Raw genomic sequence first — 19584 nt, 5'->3', positions numbered from 1 at the left:
TGATCGCGATTGGAAACGATCCGCGCAGGCGTGGGGTCGAGCGGAGCTTGCCCGGCCACGGATCGTTCAGCCGATCGACGCGGCCGCGCGCGGCGCACGCCCGCGCCGCGCCTTCAGCGGACAGGCGGCGAAGTCCTTGCCGGTCGGCCCGCACGCTGCGAGCCGTTCCATCTCCGGCGGTACCGCTTTGGCCAGCCAGCCCATCAGCGCGCGCACGCGGGCATTGCCGCGCACGTCCGGGTGGTGCAGCAGCCACAGGCCCATCGCCGGGCCTTCGATCGGCGGCGTGATGCGCACCAGCCGCGGCTCCTGCGATCCGGCGAACATCGGCAGCACCACCGCGCCGGTGCCAGCCGCGGCCGCCTTCAGCATCGCCGGCAGCGAATCGGCGCGCAGGCGCGGCCGCACCTCGGGCAGCGCGGTGCGGAACCACTGCGCGATCTCGGTGTGCGCGAGCCGGCCGTCGAAGCCGACCCACGGCAGCTGCTGCAGCACCGGCGTGCCGCGCCGCGCCGGCACCAGCGTGCGGTGGGCGTAGACGGCATAGCGCATCTCGCCGACGCGCCGCCCGACCATCAGCTCCGGCGGCTGCGGCGTCGCGCGCAGCGCGATGTCGGCCTCGCGGCGCGTCAGGTCGACGGTACGGTTCGAGACATCGGCCTCGATCTGGATGCCCGGGTGCTCGGCCATGAAGCGCGCCAGCAGCGGCGGCAGCAGGTAGCCGGCCAGCAGCTCGCTGGTGGCGATGCGGATCACGCCGGACAGGCGCTCGTCGGCGCCGCTGATCGCGCGCTCGGCCGCCAGCGCGGCGGCCTCCATCTCGGCGGCCGCCTGCGCCACGGCCTCGCCCTGCGCGTTGGTGGTCCAGCCGGTGCGCGAGCGCTCGAAGAGCCGCGCGCCGATGCGCGCCTCGGCGTCCTCGATGCGGCGGAAGACGGTGGAGTGCTGCAGCGCCAGCGCGCGTGCTGCGCCGGCCAGGCTGCCCCCGCGCGCCACCGCCAGCACCAGGCGCAGGTCGTTCCAGTCCAGCGCGCCTGTGCGTTCACGCAAATTCTTCTTGCCCATTTCTGGAATTTCCTTGTGCAGATGCTCAGCCTAAGGTTCGCACATCGCCGCCGTCCGGCGGTCGATCTCCCAAATCCCGAAAGGCATTGCAATGAACCGATTCGAAGGCAAGACCCTGCTGGTCACCGGCGGCACCAGCGGCATCGGCCTGGCCAGCGCCGAGCGGCTGGTGCGCGAAGGCGCACGCGTGGTCGTCACCGGCTCGCGCCCGGCGTCGCTTGAGGCGGCGCGCGGCGTGCTCGGTGACCGCGCGCACTATCTTCTGAATGACGCGGGAGCGGCCGACTCCGCCGACGCGCTGGCCGCCGCGGTGAAGGCCGTCTCGCCGCGCCTGGACGGCGTGTTCTTCAATGCCGGCTTCGGCCGCTTCGCGCCGCTGGAGGCGGTGTCGGCCGAAGACTTCGACGCGCAGTTCGCCGTCAACGTGCGCGGCCCGCTGCTGCAGGCCCAGGCGCTGGCGCCGCTGCTGGCCGACGGCGGCGCGCTGGTCCTGAACACCTCGATCGCGCGCGAGAAGGGCATGGCGACGCTGGCGGTCTACGCGTCGACCAAGGGCGCGGTGCGCACGCTGACCCGCGTGCTGGCGCGGGAATTCGCGCCGCGGCGCATCCGTGTCAACGCCGTCAGCCCGGGGCCGATCGAAACGAATTTCTTCGAGCGCACCGGCCTGCCGCAGAACGTCGTCGCCGAGTTCGGCGCCGCCGTGCTGCAAGCGGTGCCGCTCGGCCGCTTCGGCAAGCCCGCGGAAGTGGCCGCGGTCGCGGCCTTCCTGCTGTCGGACGACGCATCGTTCGTCACCGGGGCGGAGTACGCGGTGGACGGCGGGCTGGCGCAGTTGTAGAACGCCGAGCCGACGGCGCGGGGATCGCGGGCGGGCCAGGGCGCCACCCTGGCCGTCCGAGGGCCGGCAAGCCGGGCGTAGCATGCGGCCATGAAGCGCCTGCACCGCCCCGACCTCTTCGCGTGGTCGACCTTCGACGAAGCCCGCGACGTCGACTTCAACAGCGTGGCGTGGATACGGACCGGCGGCAACGTGCTGATCGACCCGCTGCCGATGAGCGAACACGATCGCGCGCACCTGGAGCGCCTGGGTGGCGCGGCGATCGTCATCATGACGAATTCGGATCACACCCGCGGCGCGCAGGACATCGCCCGGCTGTTCGGCGCGGCGTTGCACGGACCGCGCGCCGAGTCCGAGGGCTTCCCGCTGCGCTGCGACCGCTGGCTGGGCGACGGCGACGAGCCCGCGCCGGGCCTGCGCGTGCTGGAACTGGACGGCGGCAAGACGCCGGGTGAGCTGGCGCTGCTGCTGGAGGGCACGACGCTGATCACCGGCGACCTGGTGCGCGGGCATGCGGCCGGCACACTCAACCTGCTACCCGATGCCAAGCTCGCCGATCGCGCCCGTGCCGTCGACTCGGTCAAGCGCATCGTCGAGGCCCATCCGCACATCGAAGCCGTGCTGGTGGGCGACGGCTGGCCCCTCTTTCACGGCGGCGCGAAGGCGCTGGCCGCGCTGACGGGCTGAGCGCCACCGCGGCTTCGCGGGAGCCTTCGATGAGCCGCCACACGATCAATCTGCTGCGCACGATCTTTCACGATCCGCCGAGCGCCAACGTCCACTGGCGCGACATCGAGTCCTTGCTCAGGCACGTCGGCGCCGAGCTGGAGCCGCTGTCGGGCGCCCGCGTGCGCGTCACGCTCAACCGCATGGAGGGCATCCTGCACCGGCCGCATCACAGCAACGTGATGGACGCGCGGGCGCTGGTGCACCTGCGCGAGTTTCTGGCGCGCGCGGGGGTGACGCCGTCGCAATACGAGGCGAAGGGGTGAGGCGCCGGCTGAGCCGGCCAGGGGTTCGGTGTGAGGCAAGCCAGCGTCGAAGCGGCCACCGCGCGGGACACCGCGGCGGCGCTGATGTGCGACCTGCAATTCGCCGCCGCCGATGAGCTCTTGCGCGGTGCCGCCCAACAGGCGCGCGCGGCGGACGATGCGGCCGGCCTGTACCTGATCCTGCAGGCCCGGGCCGAGATGCTGCGCGGCCAGGAGCAGCGCGTCGAGGCGGTGCCGGTCTTTCTCGAAGCCGTGGCGGCCTGCCGGCGGGCGCAGGGCTCGGCTGACGAGCTGGGCCGGCTGGAGGCCTCGATCGCCTTCACGCTGGTCAACATCGGGCTGCCGGACGAGGCCACCGAACATGCGGCCGCCGCGCTCGAGCTGTCGGAGTCGATGACCCGATTGGACGAGCGCGTGCGGGCGCTGAATGCGGTGGCGCTCACGAATACGCGGCTGGGTCATTTCAGCAGCGCCCGCAGCCTGTACTCGCAGATCGTCCGCGAGGGGCGCGTGGCACGCGGCGGCGGCGGCGCCACGGCCGGCGAGCGCGGTCGGGCGATGATCAACCTGGGCGTCTGCCTGAACGACGAAGCGCGCACGCTCGAGCCCGACGATCCGCGCCGCGGGCGCTTGCTGCGCCGGCAGATCCGCTGCAACCGGGCGGCATTGACAGCCCCGCTGCGGCCGGGCAACGGGCTGGCCGCGCTGCTCAACACCACCGACGCGCTGGTGATGCTCGCGCGCCTGGACGACGCGAGCCAGCAGCTGGCCGCGCTCGAACGCCCACTGCAGGACTGCGCCGACACGGAGCTGCGTGCCTTCGCCACCGGTCTCGCGGCGCGCATCAGCATGGGCCGCGGCGACTGCGACACCGCGGCCACGCTCTTCACGCGGGCCATCGCGCAGTTCGATGCGGTCGATTCGCAGGACGAGGTGCCGATGCTGCTCGAGGCCTTGTCGCAGGCCGAAGAAGCGCGCGGCCACCTGCCGGCCGCGCTGGCGGCCGAGCGGCGCGCGTCGGCGATGCAGCGGGCTCGCGCGAAGGCCTTGGCCGAGACGCGCTTGCGGGTGCTCGAAGCGCGTTATGAACGCGAGCTGGCGCGGCGTTCGGCCGAGGCCCAGCGCACGATGGAGGCGCGCGTCGAGCAGCAGCGCGCCCAGCTGAATGCGCAGACCGAGGCCTTGAGCCACGCGGCGCGCACCGACCCGCTGACCGGCCTGGGCAACCGCCGCGTGCTGGAAGAAGTGGCGACGGTGCTCGGCGCACCGTCGGGCGTGCCGTTCAGCGTGGCGCTGATCGATGTCGACCACTTCAAGCACATCAACGATCGCTTCTCGCACGGGGTCGGCGATCGGGTGCTGCGGGCGATTGCCGACGTGTTGCGCGAGAACTGCCGGCCGACCGACGTGGCGACGCGCTACGGCGGCGAGGAATTCGTCGTGGTGCTGCCGGGCATGGCGCGCGATGTCGCCGAGCGGGTCTGCGAACGGCTGCGCGGGCGCATCGAGGATTTCGACTGGGCGTCGATCGGGGAGGGCATCCGGGCCACCGTCAGCATCGGCTTGAGCGGCGATGTCTGTCCGGCCGACCTGACCGCGGTGCTGGCGCGGGCCGATGGTTGTCTCTACGCGGCGAAGAACGCCGGGCGCAATCGCGTACGCACGGACGAGCGCTGACCCCTCAGATCCTCAGCGCCTGGCGCCGGGGCGCTTCGGCGGCTCGGGTCGGGCGCTGCCGGCCAGCTCCAGCCAAAGCAAGGCATCGACGTAGGGCATGAAGCGGTCGAGGTAGGCGGGCGAGACCTCGCGCATCGCCTGCAGCGCGCGCAGCACGAGGCGATGCGAATTGAGCGGGCCGGCATTCTCGGGAACCTTGGCCAGGGACTGGCGCAGCTGCCGGTGGATGCGCAGACGCGCCCAGGTGCTTCGGAAATACGCCAGGGCTTGCAGCTCGGCGGGGCGGCCGGCACCGGCGAGCTCGGCCAGCGGTCCTCGGTACGACGGGGCTGGTCGCTGCGGGCTGCACGCGGCCGCGGGCGCGGCCGTGTCGTGCTGCTCGACGTACGCCGCCACCAGCGCGGCCAGCCGCTCATCCAGCACGCGCTTCACCGCGCCCTCGTGGGCCGCGGCGCGCCGCGCCAGCGCCTCGATGAATCGGAAGCGCACCGGCTCGAAGCGCTGCGCACCCCGCTCACGCAGCGCGGCGAGGATCAGGCCGGGATCACTGCCTGGGCTGGGCGCTGCCATTGGACGTTCTCGGCACGGGCGCCATCTCGACGCGCCGGTTGCGCGATCGGCCGGCTGCATCGGCGTTGGACGCCACCGGCTGCTCGGGACCGAAGGCGGCCGAAAAGATCGATGACGACGGAATGCCTTCATCGATCAAGGCCCGGGTCACCGTCAACGCGCGCTGCGCCGACAGCTCCCAGTTGTCGGCGAAGTGCCGATTGCTGTCGCGCACCGCCCGGTCGTCGGTGAAGCCGCTGACCATCAGCAGCTCGTCACGGGCGCCGAGGTAGGCCGCCAGCGGTGCGGCCAGGCTCTTCAGCAGCTGCCGGCCCTCGGGCTGCAACTGATCCGAGCTCAAGGCGAACAGCACGCTGCCGCTGATGCCGATGCGGCCGTTGTTCAGCGTCACGCGGCCGCTGGCCAGCGGGCCGGCGAGCGCCGTTTCCAGCGCCTGGCGCCGCTGCTCCTCGAGCTGGCGCTTCTTGACCTCGCTCTCGAGGCTGGTCGCCAGCTCGAGCTGCAGGCCCATCACGCAGACCAGCATCAGCACGAAGGCTCCGAGCAGGCTGGACATCAGGTCGCCGAACACGGCCCAGACCGGCGTGGTCTGCTCGATGCCGATGTCGGCGTCGTCCATCAGGCCACCTCGCTGGCGAGCGCGGCCTGTCGGCCGGCGAGCGTGGCCTGCCCGTCGGCCAGCTGCTGCAGGTCTTCGACGATGTGCTTCTGCGACAGCATGCTGAGGTCGATGATTTCCCGCGCCTGCGCCACGTAGTAGGCCAGCTGCTCGTCACTGCGCGCCACCGACTGGTTCAGCGCGCCTTCGATGCGCGTCAGCGTGGTGATCAGCGCATCGCTCGACGCGCTGAACTGCTGCACGCCGAAGCCGAACGCTTCGCCCAGGCTGGCCACCTCGACGGCACTGCCGGTGACTTGCGCGGCGACGGCCGCCAGCCCGGCCGATTGCGCGCCGATGCTGTCGCTGACCTTGGCGCTGACCTGCTGCAGCACCGCGGCCGACGACGCCACCATCGCGTCGATCGCCGCGCGCTGCTCGCCGGCGGCGTGCCGGATCGCATCGAGCAGCGCGTTCAGCGTCTCCATCAGGTGGCGGCGCTCTTCGAGCACGGCGTTGTCCTGCGCCAGGCTGTCGGAGAGCCGCTGGCGCAGCTGGCCCATCATCTCGGCGGCGGCGCGCGGCGCTTCCGATGCGGTCTGCGCGAGCTGCCCCATCTGGCCGGCGAGCTCCGCCTGCACGGTGGTGACGGTGGTGTCGAAGCGTGCCGAGATCGCGTCGAGCTGCATGCGCACCGTGTCGGCCGTGCGCTCGTGCAGCGACGCCGCACTGCGCGCGATGCCCGCCAGCAGCGCCTCGGCCATCGGCTCGATCGTCGCGCCGGCCGCGCGGGCCGTGTCGGCCAGGCTCGCCTTCAGCGACTGCTCGACCGACGACGCGAGCTCCGCGTGCACCGTCCGGGCATCACGGAAGAACGCCTGCTGGCCGGCGAGCAGCCGATCGTGCTGCGCCTGGCTCTGCTGCTCCAGCTGCGTCATCATCGATTGCAGCGCCAGCTGCAGCTGGCCGACCACTTCGGGGATCACGCGGGCCTGCGACTGCAGGCTGTCGAAGGTTTCCTCGCGCCGCTGCGCCAGCGAGAAGCGGCGCAAGCTGGTCGCGACGCGGGTGTCGAGCAGGCGCGACACCAGCAGCCGCTCGCGCCGGCAGGTGGCCGACATCAGGCCCAGCATCGCCGATGCCGCGACACCGGCGACGGAGGTGCCGAACGCCAGCCCCAGCCCCTTGACGGGTGCACTCAGCGCGGCGCGGATGGTCGGCAGATCGGTCGTGGTCTCCAGCGCCATCACCGCGCCGTCCAGGGTCACCACCATGCCGAGAAAGGTGCCCAGCATGCCCAGCAGCACCAGCAGGCCGACCAGGTACGGCGTCATCATCGGCGCGGGCAGGCCGGCACGCTCGCCTTCGATTCGCAGGCGCACCGCGTTCTGCAGCGCGGCGGGCAACTGGCCGAGCCAGTCGCCGAGATGCTGCAGGTCCGGCGGGATGGACGCGAGCGCTGCGTCCAGTTCCGACGTGGCTCGATGGAAGCGCTGCAGCTCGACGGCGCCCATCAGGTAGAACGCAGCGATCAGCGCCGTCATCGCCAGCGCCAGCGCGTGCGAGCCGCCGAGGTAGCCGAACCCGACCCAACCGATCGCGGCCAGGCCCAGCACGAAGGCCGCCATACCCAGACTCTTGTTCATTGCCCCAGCGCTTCCATCATTCCTTCGATCGGCTGCAGCCGGATGTCGAGCTCGGCGAGCAGCACGCGTTGCATGTCCCGGCCGTAGGTGGCCGCGCCGTCGGGTGCCGAGCGCAGCTGTTCGAAGCGCTGTTCGAGCAGCGCCGGCACCTGCGACAGCAGGTGGCGTTCGCGCGCAGCCAGGGCCTCGTCGAACACCGCATCCAGTGCCGCGAGCCGAGCGAGCGCGGGGGAGCGATTCGACAGCGCCTGGCGCACGTCGGCGCGCAGCACGCCGATGCGCTCCGTCATCGTCCGCTGATGCCCGACGTACCAGCGGCGGCTGGCGGTCAAGTCCGCCGTCGTCTCGGCATCCGCGCCCTCCGCGGTGATCGCGCGGACCAGCTCCGCCCGCACGCGCTTGCACGCCGCGAAGACCGAGGCCGTCTTTGCGCCCTTGCCAGGCCGGTCAGCGGCCGCAACGGGCGTCTCCGCGCCGTTCAGCGCCGCTGACAATGCGATCGCGTCGGTCCAGTCCAGCCAGCCGCTCAGTCGTTCCGCGAAGGTCTGCTTCGAGTCGCCGGTTTCGGCGCACGCCAGGTCGGCCAGCAGGCGAATGAAGGTGGAACCGGTAGGGTGGGTGCGTGACAGTCCTGGCGCCATACCTGTCGTCGGCCGCAGGCGAAAAAAGGGCGGATTCTAGTACGGCCCCCGCGCCGGTCGGCCGCCGGGCATGGGCGGCGCATGATGGGACATCTGAGCACTGATCATCTGAACGAGGAGCCCCCATGAACACCGTCACTCTCGGCATCGTCGGCTACGGCGAGGTCGGCAAGATCTTCGCCAAGGGCCTGCAAGGCCAGGCGGGCATCGCCGGCGTCAGCGCCTGGGACATCAACTTCCGGGACCCCGCGCGTGCGGACACCGAGCGTGCGAAGGCGGACACCGACGGCGTGCGGCCGCTGCAGGGCATGGCCGACCTGTGTGAACAATCCGCGCTGATCATCTCGGCCGTCACGGCATCCAATACGCTGGCGGTGGCCGAGGAGGCTGCGCGTTATCTCCGGCCGGGCACGGTCTTCCTGGACCTGAACTCGGCCTCGCCGGGCACCAAGCAACAGGCTGCCCAGGCGGTCGACGCGGCCGGGGGCCGCTATGTCGAAGCCGGCGTGATGACCTCGGTCCCGCCCCACGGCATTGCCGTGCCGATGCTGCTGGGCGGCGGCCATGCCGAGGCGCTGGCGCAGACGCTCGTCGGCTGGGGCATGAATGCCCGCGCCGTGGCACCCGAGATCGGCGTGGCGTCGGCGATCAAGATGTGCCGCAGCATCATGATCAAGGGCCTGGAGGCACTGGTCATCGAAAGTTATGCGACGGCCCGCCACTATGGCGTCGAAGACCACGTGCTGCCGACGCTGCAGGAAACCTTCCCGCAGATCGACTGGGCCCGCACCGGCGCCTACTTCTTCAGCCGCGTGGCGAAGCACGGCAAGCGCCGTGCGGAAGAAATGCGCGAATCGGCGCGCACCGTGCAGGAGGCCGGCTTCGCGCCGCTGATGGCCTCGGCCATCGCCGAGAAGCATGACTGGGTCGCCGCGCAGGCGCGCGAAGGCATTTTCCGCGACGTGCCGGCCGACGCGGCGTGGCAGGTGTGGGCGGATCGATTGATCCAGGGCAAGCGCTGATCCCTGCGGTCGCTGGCATGGACGATCAGCTGACCCGTCAGGGGCGCTACGGACGGCGACGCACGCAGACGCTCATCGCCACCAGGCCGGCCAACGCCAGCGCCCAGCTGCCGGGCTCGGGCACCGGCGAGACCGGGGCCACCTCGCGCAGCACGTAGGCGCTGAGCGTCGGGCTGTTGGTGTTGTCGTCGAAAAGCAGGCGCTGCGTCGACGCATCGGCGACGAAGGTGCCGACCACGCTGACGAAGCTGTTGGCGGCCATGCCGATCGGCGTCGACCAGTGGCCCTCGCCATCGCCGAAACTGAGCGTGCGCGCATCCAGGTTGGCATGGGAGCGGCCGCTGAACAGCTGCAGCTGGTAGGTCTGGCCCACCGTCAGGCCGCTGAGAAAGCCGGGTGCGTCGACGTCCAGGCCGAGGCTCCACTCGAAGCGCGACACCACGTGCGCCCAGCCGGCGTCGCCGATGTTGTTGGGCGGGTCGATGAAGAACTGGTCGAAGTGGGGCGAGTCGATGCTGGTGAACGTGAGGTTCAGGCCGCCGGGATCGATGACGGTCTGCTGGCCGGCGACGCCCGCCAGGTGGGTCGCCTCGACCAGCGTGCCGTTGGTCAGGATGCCCTGGTGGCCCAGCGGCCCGCCGAAGCTCGGGCCGAGGGTCCAGGTGATGGCCGCGGCGTGCGCGCCACCGGCCAGGCTCAGCGTGGCCGCGGCCAGGCAGGCCGCGGCGGTGTGACGATGGAACATTGCAGACTCCCTTTCGGATCGGTGAAGGTCCGAGGCAGTCTGCAAGGCGCGGGCCGGTGGCGTCCAACCGATCTCCAACCGCAGTGTCCCTAGGCTCAGGGGGGCGTGAGGTGCGTGGTCGGGGCGCGCGCCACGCCGGTCGCCAGGCCGCCCCAACTCGGACGCTCCGGCGCGAACCTGCGCCGCATGTACCCGGCCAGTTCGGTGATCTGCCGCTCGTCCAGCGCCGTGCCGAACGCTGCCATGTAGCCGACATCGCGGTGCACCGGGTCGCGCACGCCTTCGCGAATCAGGCGGATCAGGTTGTCGGGCCGGTCGCTGTGCAGCTTGGTGCTCAGGCTCAGCGGGATGTTGAGGCCGAAGACGGCCGGGCCGTCGCCGTCGTGGTGGCAGGCGCCGCAGGCCTGGTCGAACAGGCGCTGGCCGGCGGAGGGCAGGGGGGCCTGCGTGGCGGCGCGAGCGACGACGCTGGCGGCGGTCGGCGTCGCCGGTCCCGGCGTCGGATTGAAGCTCGCGAGGTAGTGCGCCATGGCGCGGATGTCCTGATCCGGAACCCCGTCCAGCTCGCGGATCACCGGGGCCATCGGGCCGGTTGCCACGCCATGCTCGGCGCTGTGGCCGCGGCGCAGGTAGTCGTAGAGGCTTTGTTCGTGCCACGGCACCGGCGCGCGCGACAGGGCGGTCAACGCGGGTGCTTCCCAACCCTCGACCATCGCGCCGCCCAGGAAGTGGCGCGGGCCGCTCCTTTCGGCGCCCAGCGGATTGCGCTCGGTGTGGCAGGCGCCGCAGTGGCCGAGGCCGTTGACGAGGTAAGCGCCGCGGTTCCACAGCGGCGTCTGCGCCGGGTCGGCCGCGTAGGGCTTCGGGTCATGGAAGAGCGGATTCCACAGCGCCATCAGCGGCCGCAGGTTGAACGGGAAGGCGAGTTCGGCGGTGGGCGTCGGCCGCGGCACCGGCGCCTGGCTCATCAGATAGGCGTACAGCGCCTGCAGGTCGTCGTCACCGGTCTTGGCGAACGCCGTGTACGGAAACGCCGGGTACAGGTGGCGGCCGTCGCGGCTGATGCCTTCGCGCATCGCGCGCTGGAATGCGCTGAACGACCAGCGGCCGATGCCGGTGGCGGGGTCGGGCGTCAGGTTGGTGCTGGCGATGCGGCCGAACGGCGTGTCGAGCCAGCGGCCGCCGGCATTGCTGACGCCGCCCGGTGCGGTGTGGCAGGTCGCGCAGTTGCCTAACGCTGCAAGCACGCGGCCGCGTTCGATGGTCTCGGCGCTGTAGATCGAGCTCGGTGCGCCGGCCGTGACCACCGGCGCGATCGCCGGGCGCCAGCCCAGCAGTGCCGCGCCGGCGGCCAGCAGACCGGCAGCGAACGCGCCGGCGCGGGCGGCCAGCGAGCGGGTGCGGCGGGGTGGCCGTGCGCTCGCGGGCAGCTGGCGTGGCACTGCGGCGGCGCCGGCCGTGGCTGCGGTGGTCTGCTCGGGCGCGGCCGGCGGCGGCAACGGATGCAAGGCGGCGCGCACGACTTCGGGCGTGAACGGCGGCTGGCGGAAGCGCACGCCTGTCGCGTCGAAGATCGCGTTGGCGATCGCCGCGGTACCGGGTACCGACGACGATTCGCCGGCGCCCAGCGGCGGCTCGCCGGGACGCGGCATCAGCACCACGTCGATCACCGGCACGTCGCGGAAGTTCAGGATCGGGTAGCTGCCCCATTCGCGGCTCGCGGGCAGCTGCGTGCGCGGGTCGATGTCGACGCGCTCCTTCAACGCACGGCTGGTCGTCTGCAGCACGTTGCCGTGCACCTGGTGCGTGACGCCGGCGGGGTTGACCATCATGCCGGCGTCGTGGCCGACGACGATGCGCTTGACATTGACTTCGCCGGTGTCGCGGTGCACCTCGACATCGGCCACCCACGCGGCCCAGGCGGCGCCGAAGCCGGGCCACTTGCTGTGCACGTAGCGCGCGTATGCCACCCCCTGGCCTTGCAGCCACGCGCCGCTGGCGCCCTGCTGCTGCGGCGCGGTGTGAGGCTTCCAGCCGGCCTTGTCGGCGGTGGCCTGCAGCAGCTCGCGGGCGCGCTGATCGGCCAAGTATTTCAGGCGATAGGCGACCGGGTCCTGTGCGGCGGCGGTGGCCAGCTCGTCGACGTAGCTCTCGTGCGCGAAACTGTTCGGCAGCGCCGAGACGCCGCGCAGCCACGACGCGCGCAGGATCGGCGCCATGTCGCGCGCGACGATGCGCTGCGCCGGGTAAGCGTAGGGCGGGCGCGCGGTGCGGTCGCCCATCTGGTAGGCATCGGTGCTCGGCGCGATCGTGCGCGTCAGCAGCAGTGCCAGCGTCGGTGCGCCGTTGGACGGGTAGGCGGTGCGGAAGTGGTAGGCCAGCGGCGCGCCCTGGGCATCGAGGCCGCCGTCGATCTGCATCAGCTGGGCGGCGCCCTTGGGCTCCCACAGGTGCTCCTGCTCGCGCGTCAGCTGCACGCGCACCGGCTGGTTCACCGCGCGTGACAGCAGGGCGGCATCGGCCGCGACATCGTCGGCGCCGTTGCGGCCGTAGCAGCCGGCGGCTTCCATGCGGATGACGCTGACCTGTGGGTCGGCGAGGCCCGTCAGCCGCGCCAGGTCGGCGCGCAGCACGTGCGGGTTCTGCGTGCCGGCCCAGACCTCGAGCAGCGGGCTGTCGGTGGCCCCGCTTGCGCCGTCGCCATGCCAGTGCGCCAGCGCGCACGAGGGTCCGATCGACGCGTGCAGCTGGTACGGCCACACGTACTCGCGCTGCAGCCGCGTCGTGGCGCCGGCCAGCGCGGCGTCGAGGTCGCCTTCGTCGACCAGCATCCGCTCGCTGGCCGGGTGCTCGCGCAGTGCGTGGGCCAGGTCGTCGAGCGGCGCGCGCGGCGTGCCGGGCTTCCAGTGCACGAGCAGCGCCTGCTGCGCCGCTTCGGCCTGGTCCTCGCGTTCGGCGACGATGCCGATGAAGTCGCCGAGCACGATCACAGCGACGATGCCGGGCAGGTGGGCGATCGAGGTCTCGTCGACGGACAACAGGCTGCTGCCGACGAAATCGCCGGCGTCCACGCCGGCATACGGCGGTCGCACGACGCGGCCGTGCAGCATGCCGGGCAGGCGCATGTCGTGCACGAAGCTCGGCTCGCCGCGCGCCTTGGCCGGGATGTCCAGGCGCGGTACCGACTGGCCGATCACGCGGTGCTCGGCGGCAGGTTTCAGCGGCGTCGTGAGGTCGAGGGTCAGCTCGACATGGCGGCCGCGCAGCAGCGCGCCGAGGTCGATGGCCTCCGCTGCCTGCCCGCGCTCGGCCGCGGCGGCCAGCAGCCAGGCGCGGGCCTGCGCAGCGGCCTGGCGCAGCGGCGCGGCGTGGATCTGGATCGACGCGCTGGCGATCGTGGGGCCTTGGTTCGGCGTCGTCGCGGTGTGGCCCAACTGCATCGCGACGCATTGCAGCGGCAGATCGAGCTCTTCCGCAACGAGCTGCGCCAGCGCGGTCTGCAGCCCCGTGCCGAGGTCGACGTGACCGGCCAGCGCGGTGACGCTGCCATCGTCCCAGACGGCGACGAGAATCTCGGGGCCTTCAGCCGGATCGCCGGGCACGATCGGCGGCTGTCCCGGCGCCGGCGGCGGCGCAGGCGGCACCGGCCGGCTGACCAGCAGCACGCCGTCAGCCGCATGGAAGTCGGCGCGGCAGCGCGGTGACTCCGCGCGGCGGCTCATGTGGCGAAGTCCGCAGCGCGGCGCACGGCGTTCAGGATCTCGAGGTGCGTGCCGCAGCGGCAGAGGTTGTGCGACAGCGCGGCGCGGATCTGCGTGTCCGTCGGCCGCGCATTCGCTTCGAGCAGGCCGACGGTCGCGACGATCATCCCGTTCAGGCAGTAGCCGCACTGCGCGGCCTGCGCATCGATGAAGGCCTGCTGCACCGGATGCAGCGCACCTTGGGCCAAGCCGGCGCGCGCGGCCAGGCCTTCGAGCGTCGTGACGGTGCGGTCCACGACGCCGCCCACCGGGATCACGCAGCTGCGCGCCGGCGTGCCGTCGATCAGCACCAGGCAGGCGCCGCATTCGCCGAGCCCGCAGCCGTACTTCGGACCGTTGAGCTGCAGGTCGTTGCGCAGCACCTGCAGCAGCGATGCTTCCGCTGGCACGGACAGTGCGTGCGCCTGGCCGTTCACTTCGAGCGTCAGCATCTAGACACTGAGGTAAGCGCGGCGCACGTCCTCGTTGCGCGCCAGCTCGGCCATCGTCGCCTGGTAGCGGATCTGGCCCTTCTCCAGCACGTAGGCGCGGTCGGAGACCAGCTCGGCGAAGTGCATGTTCTGCTCGGACAGCAGGATGCTGACGCCCTGGCTCTTCAGCTCGACGATCATCTGCGCCATCTGCTCGACGATCACCGGCGCGACGCCTTCGGAAGGCTCGTCGAGCAGCACCAGGTAGGGGTTGCCCATCAGCGTGCGCGCGACCGTCAGCATCTGCTGCTCGCCGCCGCTCATGCGGCCGCCGGGGCGGTCGGGCATCTCGCCCAAGTTGGGGAAGAGCTTGAACAGGCGCTCCGGTGTCCAGCACGGCGCGGCGCTGCCGTCGGACCAGTGGCGCGGCGGCTGACGGCCGACCTCGAGGTTTTCAGTGACGGTCAAGTCGCTGAAGATGCGGCGGTCTTCGGGCACGTAGCCCAGCCCCAGACGCGCGATCTGGTGCGGCTCTGCGCCCGTGATGTCGCGCCCCAGGAAATGGATGCTGCCGCGCTGGCGCTCGAGCAGGCCCATCAGCGCTTTCAGCGTCGTCGACTTGCCGGCACCATTGCGGCCCATCAGCGCGACGACCTCGCCGCGGCGCACCTCCAGGTCGACGTCGAACAGGATGTGCGCGGCGCCGTACCAGGCGTTCAGCGCCTTGGCTTGCAGCAGCGGGCCGTTGTTCATCGCACGATCTCCTCGGCCACGGCCTTCTTCTCGAAAGTCTTGCCGGTGCCGAAGTACACCTCCTGGACCTTCGGATGATCGCGGATGAGCAGCGGCGGGCCTTCGGCGATCAGCTTGCCGCGCGCCAGCACGATCAGGCGGTCGGCATACGCGAACACGACGTCCATGCTGTGCTCGGTGAACAGCACGCCGAGGCCACGGTCCTTCACCAACTGTTTGGTCAGCGCCATCAGCTCGTTGCGCTCCTTCGGCGCCATGCCGGCGGTCGGCTCGTCCATCAGCAGCAGTTTCGGCTGGTTCGCCAGCGCGATCGCCAGCTCCACGCGCTTGATGTCGCCATAGGCCAGCACGCTGCACGGCCGATCGGCCTGGGGGACCATGCCGACCTGCGCCAGCAGCGCGAGGGCGTCGTCGCGCCGATGGTCTGCCGCAGACCGCCAGAACGAGAAGACCTTGCGGTCGGCCGACAGCAGCGCGAGCTGCACGTTCTGGATCACTGTCATCGAGCCGAAGGTCTCGGCGATCTGGAAGGTGCGGCCGACGCCCAGGCGCCAGATGCGCCGCGGCGCCAGGCCGGTGAGCTCCTGGCCCTCGAGCCGGATCGAGCCGGCATCGGCACGGAGTTGGCCGTTGACCATGTTGAAGGTCGTCGACTTGCCGGCGCCGTTCGGGCCGATCAGCGCCAGCAGCTCGCCGGCCTTCAATTCGAAGCCGACGTCGTCGACGGCGCGGTTGCCGCCGAAGCTCTTGGTGAGCCCTTGCACTTGCAGCAGCACGCTCATGACGCCCCCTTGGGCCTGCGGCCCGTCCCCCCGAGGGGGAGCGAGCGCCTCCGGAACGGCCGCGCGGCGCTCATCAGGTTTCTTCCGCGCGCTGCAGGCGCTGCTTGACGAAGCCGGCCAGGCCCATCGGGAATACCAGCACCAGCAGCAGCACGATGCCGCCGAGCAGTGCACGCCAGTAGTCGGTGTTGCGCGCGACGGTGTCCTGCAGCCAGGTGAAGGTGACCGCGCCGACCAGCGGGCCGGACAGCGTCTGCAAGCCGCCGAGCAGCACCATCACCAGGCCGTCGACCGAGCGCGCGACGCCCAGGCTGTCCGGCGAGATGCTGCCCTTGGAGAACGCGAACAGCGCGCCGGCCAGGCCGGCGAAGAGGCCGGCGATGACGAAGGCGACCCATTGCACGCGCTTGACGTCGATGCCGATCGCGTCGCTGCGCAGCACCGAGTCGCGCGCGGCACGCATCGCGTAGCCGAAGGGGGCGAACAGCATGCGGCGCAGCAGCAGCACGGCGATAACGACCAAGGCGAGCGTCAGGCCGTAGTACATGCGCTTGTCGGCCAGCCACTCGGCCGGCCAGACGCCGGTCAGGCCGTTGCTGCCGCCGGTGACCTCGTCCCACTGGAAGACGACCGACCAGACGATCTGCGCGAACGCCAAGGTCAGCATCGCGAGGTAGACGCCCGACAGCCGCACGCAGAACCAGCCGAACAGCAGCGCGCCGGCGGCTGCCGCCAGCGGCGCGGCCAGCAGCGCGACTTCCATCGGCAGCGACAGCGAGCGCACCAGCATCGCCGCACCATAAGCGCCGAGGCCGAAATACGCGGCATGGCCGAAGGAATGCATGCCCGCGGGCCCCATGATGAAGTGCAGGCTGGCGGCGAACAGCGCGGCCGTCAGCAGGTCGATCGCCAGCACCGTGAGGTAGGGCGAGCCGCTGGTCACGAGCGGCAGCAGCACCAGCGCGGCCAGCAGCACCGCGCCGGCGATCTTCAGCAGGCCATTGGCCGGCTGCAGCGGCGCTTCGACCGGCCCGGCATGGCGGCTCGGTGCCTGCGGTTTGCCCATCAGACCCCAGGGGCGGACGACGAGCACGACGGCCATCACGAGGAACTCGGCCACCAGCGTGAGTTTCGAGAACGCGAACGGGATGCCGAAGATGTCGACGGTGCCCAAGCCCACGCACATCGCGTTGATCTCGGCGATCAGCAGCGCGGCGACATAGGCGCCGGGGATCGAGCCCATGCCGCCGACGACGACCACGACGAAGGCGTTGCCGATCGTCACCAGGTCCAGCCCGAGGTTTGCGGGCTCGCGCGGCAATTGCAGCGCACCGCCCAAGCCCGCGAGCAGCGCGCCGAGCGTGAAGACGCCCGTGAACAGCCACGCCTGGTTGACGCCGAGCGCGCTGACCATCTCGCGGTCCTGCGTCGCGGCGCGCACCAGCGTGCCGAATCGCGTGCGCGTCAGCAGCAGCCACAGCAGGCCGAGGACGATCGGGCCGACCGCAATCAGCAGCAGGTCGTAGCTCGGGAAGCGGCGCCCGAGGATCTCGACCGAGCCGCTGAAGCCCGGTGCGCGCGGCCCGAGCAGGTCTTCAGGTCCCCACAGCCACAGTGCCGCGTCCTTGATCACCAGCACCAGCGCGAAGGTGGCCAGCAGCTGGAACAGTTCGGGCGCGCGGTAGATGCGGCGCAGCAGCAGCACCTCGACCAGCGCGCCGAGCGCGCCGACTGCCAGCGCCGCCAGCAGCAGCGCCGGCCAGAAGCCCCAGGCGCCAAAGCGCTCGGCCAGCGCGTACGCCACGTAGATGCCGAGCATGTAGAACGAGCCGTGCGCGAAATTGACGATGCGCGTCACGCCGAAGATCAGCGACAAGCCCGCGGCGACGAGGAACAGCGATGAAGCGCCGGCCAGGCCGTTGAGCAGCTGGACGACGAAGCCGGAGAGATCCATCAGCGCAGACCGTCCTCGCCCTTGATCTCCGAGACCTCCAGCCCGCCGATGCGCGCCAGCGGCCGGCCGCTGGCGGTCACCGCGACGGCGACGACGATCTCGTTGGCCCGCGGCGCATCGGCGACCCGCGCTTCGATCGCGTCGAAATGGCTGCGCACGAAGGCCGCATCCTTGTGGCCGAGCGGTACGTCGATCGCGGTGCCGAGCGTGCCGAGCTTCTTCGCCGAGGGCACCAGCGCCGCGCCTTTCTCGACGGCCTTGCGCAGAGGCGCGCCGAGCTTCGGGTGCAGGATCGCGGCGGCGTGCTCGAGCTCGCCGGCCTCGCCGACGATGGCTGCCTTGCCATAACTCTGCGCCTGCGCGGGCGTGATGCCCAGCGCCTGCACGCACTTGTCGCCGAGCAGGCCGCCGAGCTCTTCGCCGATGGCGATCAGCTCGTCGAGGTTCTCGGCATAACGGCCGGCATACGGATTGGCGATCACCGCGATCGCGACGGCACGTCTGGTCGGCGGGTCGATGGGCCGGCCCATCTCGATGCGGGTCTCGTCGACCTGCACGATCAGCTTGCGGATGTTGGCAGTCATTCGGGTGTCCTCGGCGCTCAGCGCAGTCCGTTCCATAACGCGATCTCGCTCGCCTTCAGGCCGCCGACGCGGCTGTGCACGCGCGCGCCGGCGCTCATCACGAGGATGAAGACGATCTCGTCGGCCGCCGGTGCGCCGGGCACGCGGACCTCGATGGCGTCGAAATGGCTGCGCACGTAGCTGGCGTTGATGTGGGTCAGCGGCACGTCGAGCGCGGCGCCCGGTGGGCCGACCTTCTTCGTCGATGGCACGATGGCCAGCGCGTTGGCGGGTTGGCCGGTCTTGCTGTCTGCCTTGCCCTGGGCATAGGCATTGGCGTCGCCCTTCCAGCCCAGCAGCTCGCGCATCGCATAACCGCCCGGCACATGCCACAGCGCACCATGCTCGAGCTCGCCGGCGGCGCCGACGATCGCGCCCTTGCCATAACCCTCGATGTGCTCGGCCGGCACGGCCATCGCGGCGAGCAGGCGCTGGGCCATGTCGATCCCCACCGGCTGCAGGGCCTCCATCATCGGCAGGATCTGCGGCTCGTAGCGGCCAGCGAAGGGGTTCGTGAGCACCGCGGCGATCGCGCCGCGCTTGAGCGGCCGGGTCGCCGGCGGGCCGAACTCGTGGTGGATGTCCTCGACATGCGTCAGGACGCGTCGGATCTGGATCATGGGTGGATCTCGGCCAGGGCCGCTTCGGTTTCGATGGCATCGACGCGCGACAGCCGGCCCTGGCAGACCAGCGCGGCCGACCAGACCAGCCCGCGCGACTGCAGGCAGCGGGCGCGATGGGCGCCGGCGCGCAGCGCTTCGAGCACGCGGGCATGCGGCAGCGGCGGCACGTCGACGGTGACGGGGATGTCGCCCAGGTCGCTGTCGTCTTTCAGCGAGTTGGCGGGGGCGCGCTGAATCAGCGGGTCGTCGACGTTGACCGCATTGGCGATCATCGTTGCCGCGGCATCGGCGTCGGCCGCGCTGCGTGCGAGCACGGTCACGCTGTCGGCGATGCCGAGCGAGAAGCTGCGGCCGCGCCAGCCGCTGGTGGCGATGCCGCGCACCGGCATCGCCGCGCCGATCGTGAAGCGGCCGTCGAGCGCCAGGCCGTGCTGCAACTGGCGGGCATCGAGCCGCGCCAGGTCGGCGAAGAGACCCACGCGCAATGATTCGCCGGGCGCCAGGTGCAGCGCGATGTCGCCGCCGTTGTTGACCCACGCGCGGCGGATGCCGGGCTGGTGGTAGAAGCCGATCAGCTCCTGCGCGACCGCCCCGGCCACCGCCGCCATCGGCGTGATGAATTCGGCGTGGTGCGGCCGGCAGGCCAGCCACATGCGCTGCGCGATGCCGCCGCGCAAGGGGCAGGGGCCGCGCAGCGGCCGGCGCAGCAGCGGCAGCTCGGCGACCAGCTCGCCGAGGATGGTCTCGAAGCGTTGCCAGGCCGCGTCGTGCGCGGCCTGCACCGCGGCGGCGTCGCCGTCGGCGCCGATGATCACGTCGATCGGGCCGTGCTGGAAGTGCTGGCGCTCGTGGGGAAGCGAATGGCGGGTCGCGGCCATCGC

Annotated in this window: 19 protein-coding genes; 5 read left to right on the top strand and 14 right to left on the bottom strand. The window is 71.5% G+C overall.

All coding sequences use genetic code 11. The features are described from left to right. Positions 1–66: 66 nt before the first annotated feature. Positions 67–1065, bottom strand: coding sequence for a LysR substrate-binding domain-containing protein (locus tag HLB44_RS11385; RefSeq protein WP_173122691.1), 999 nt, complete (start codon positions 1063–1065; stop codon positions 67–69). 91 nt (positions 1066–1156) lie between these two features. Here HLB44_RS11385 and HLB44_RS11380 point away from each other — a divergent pair, with 91 nt between their 5' ends. From HLB44_RS11380 to HLB44_RS38160, 4 genes are all read left to right on the top strand, one after another. Next, positions 1157–1906: an SDR family oxidoreductase gene (locus HLB44_RS11380; RefSeq protein ID WP_173122690.1), complete on the top strand. Its 750-nt coding sequence runs from the start codon at positions 1157–1159 to the stop codon at positions 1904–1906. Between the two features lie 90 nt (positions 1907–1996). Further along, positions 1997–2593, top strand: coding sequence for an MBL fold metallo-hydrolase (locus HLB44_RS11375; RefSeq protein ID WP_173122689.1), 597 nt, complete (start codon positions 1997–1999; stop codon positions 2591–2593). A gap of 29 nt (positions 2594–2622) precedes the next feature. Then, the gene (locus HLB44_RS11370; RefSeq protein ID WP_173122688.1) at positions 2623–2898 is read left to right on the top strand and encodes a type II toxin-antitoxin system HicA family toxin; all 276 of its coding nucleotides are present in this window, start codon (positions 2623–2625) and stop codon (positions 2896–2898) included. Between the two features lie 30 nt (positions 2899–2928). Then, positions 2929–4575: a diguanylate cyclase gene (locus HLB44_RS38160; protein ID WP_173122687.1), complete on the top strand. Its 1647-nt coding sequence runs from the start codon at positions 2929–2931 to the stop codon at positions 4573–4575. 12 nt (positions 4576–4587) lie between these two features. Here the strand turns inward: HLB44_RS38160 and HLB44_RS11360 are convergent, their stop codons facing one another. Genes HLB44_RS11360 through HLB44_RS11345 form a run of 4 tightly spaced genes read right to left on the bottom strand, consistent with a single transcriptional unit; the run spans position 4588 to position 8030 of the window. After that, positions 4588–5145: a DUF2894 domain-containing protein gene (locus HLB44_RS11360; protein WP_173122686.1), complete on the bottom strand. Its 558-nt coding sequence runs from the start codon at positions 5143–5145 to the stop codon at positions 4588–4590. Further along, positions 5120–5767, bottom strand: coding sequence for an OmpA family protein (locus HLB44_RS11355; protein ID WP_217283638.1), 648 nt, complete (start codon positions 5765–5767; stop codon positions 5120–5122). The genes HLB44_RS11360 and HLB44_RS11355 overlap by 26 nt, the downstream gene beginning before the upstream one ends. Further along, complete coding sequence (locus HLB44_RS11350; protein ID WP_173122684.1) at positions 5764–7389, bottom strand: hypothetical protein; 1626 nt, start codon at positions 7387–7389, stop codon at positions 5764–5766. The genes HLB44_RS11355 and HLB44_RS11350 overlap by 4 nt, the downstream gene beginning before the upstream one ends. Beyond that, the gene (locus tag HLB44_RS11345) at positions 7386–8030 is read right to left on the bottom strand and encodes a DUF3348 family protein (protein ID WP_173122683.1); all 645 of its coding nucleotides are present in this window, start codon (positions 8028–8030) and stop codon (positions 7386–7388) included. Before HLB44_RS11345 ends, HLB44_RS11350 begins: the two co-directional genes overlap by 4 nt. Positions 8031–8155: 125 nt before the next feature. On the opposite strand from HLB44_RS11345, the gene HLB44_RS11340 reads away from it, so the two are divergent. Continuing rightward, positions 8156–9052 (top strand): NAD(P)-dependent oxidoreductase, encoded by an 897-nt coding sequence (locus HLB44_RS11340; RefSeq protein WP_173122682.1) that lies wholly within the window; start codon positions 8156–8158, stop codon positions 9050–9052. Between the two features lie 46 nt (positions 9053–9098). Here HLB44_RS11340 and HLB44_RS11335 read toward each other — a convergent pair whose 3' ends face one another. The 9 genes from HLB44_RS11335 to HLB44_RS11295 all read right to left on the bottom strand — a co-directional run bounded on the left by HLB44_RS11335 (position 9099) and on the right by HLB44_RS11295 (position 19581). Further along, the gene (locus HLB44_RS11335) at positions 9099–9797 is read right to left on the bottom strand and encodes a PEP-CTERM sorting domain-containing protein (RefSeq protein ID WP_173122681.1); all 699 of its coding nucleotides are present in this window, start codon (positions 9795–9797) and stop codon (positions 9099–9101) included. A gap of 95 nt (positions 9798–9892) precedes the next feature. Then, positions 9893–13519, bottom strand: coding sequence for a molybdopterin cofactor-binding domain-containing protein (locus HLB44_RS11330; protein ID WP_173122680.1), 3627 nt, complete (start codon positions 13517–13519; stop codon positions 9893–9895). Then, the gene (locus HLB44_RS11325; protein ID WP_173122679.1) at positions 13516–13989 is read right to left on the bottom strand and encodes a (2Fe-2S)-binding protein; all 474 of its coding nucleotides are present in this window, start codon (positions 13987–13989) and stop codon (positions 13516–13518) included. Before HLB44_RS11325 ends, HLB44_RS11330 begins: the two co-directional genes overlap by 4 nt. Further along, positions 13990–14721, bottom strand: a complete 732-nt coding sequence (locus HLB44_RS11320; RefSeq protein WP_173122678.1) for an ABC transporter ATP-binding protein — start codon at positions 14719–14721, stop codon at positions 13990–13992. Next, on the bottom strand, positions 14718–15503 hold the full coding sequence (locus HLB44_RS11315; protein ID WP_173122677.1) for an ABC transporter ATP-binding protein: 786 nt from the start codon (positions 15501–15503) through the stop codon (positions 14718–14720). The genes HLB44_RS11320 and HLB44_RS11315 overlap by 4 nt, the downstream gene beginning before the upstream one ends. A gap of 73 nt (positions 15504–15576) precedes the next feature. Continuing rightward, a complete protein-coding gene (locus HLB44_RS11310; protein WP_173122676.1) occupies positions 15577–17457 on the bottom strand; it encodes an ABC transporter permease in 1881 nt (626 codons plus the stop codon). Continuing rightward, positions 17457–18041, bottom strand: a complete 585-nt coding sequence (locus HLB44_RS11305; RefSeq protein ID WP_173122675.1) for an amino acid synthesis family protein — start codon at positions 18039–18041, stop codon at positions 17457–17459. The genes HLB44_RS11310 and HLB44_RS11305 overlap by 1 nt, the downstream gene beginning before the upstream one ends. A 17-nt stretch (positions 18042–18058) precedes the next feature. After that, positions 18059–18700 carry an amino acid synthesis family protein gene (locus HLB44_RS11300; RefSeq protein WP_173122674.1) on the bottom strand — a complete coding sequence of 214 codons (642 nt, stop codon included), beginning with the start codon at positions 18698–18700 and terminating at the stop codon, positions 18059–18061. Then, on the bottom strand, positions 18697–19581 hold the full coding sequence (locus tag HLB44_RS11295) for a UPF0280 family protein (RefSeq protein WP_173122673.1): 885 nt from the start codon (positions 19579–19581) through the stop codon (positions 18697–18699). The genes HLB44_RS11300 and HLB44_RS11295 overlap by 4 nt, the downstream gene beginning before the upstream one ends. Positions 19582–19584: the final 3 nt, after the last annotated feature.

Source organism: Pseudaquabacterium terrae (genome assembly GCF_013266755.1).
Lineage (GTDB): Bacteria > Pseudomonadota > Gammaproteobacteria > Burkholderiales > Burkholderiaceae_C > Pseudaquabacterium > Pseudaquabacterium terrae.
This window is presented reverse-complemented; position numbering and strand designations above follow the sequence as displayed.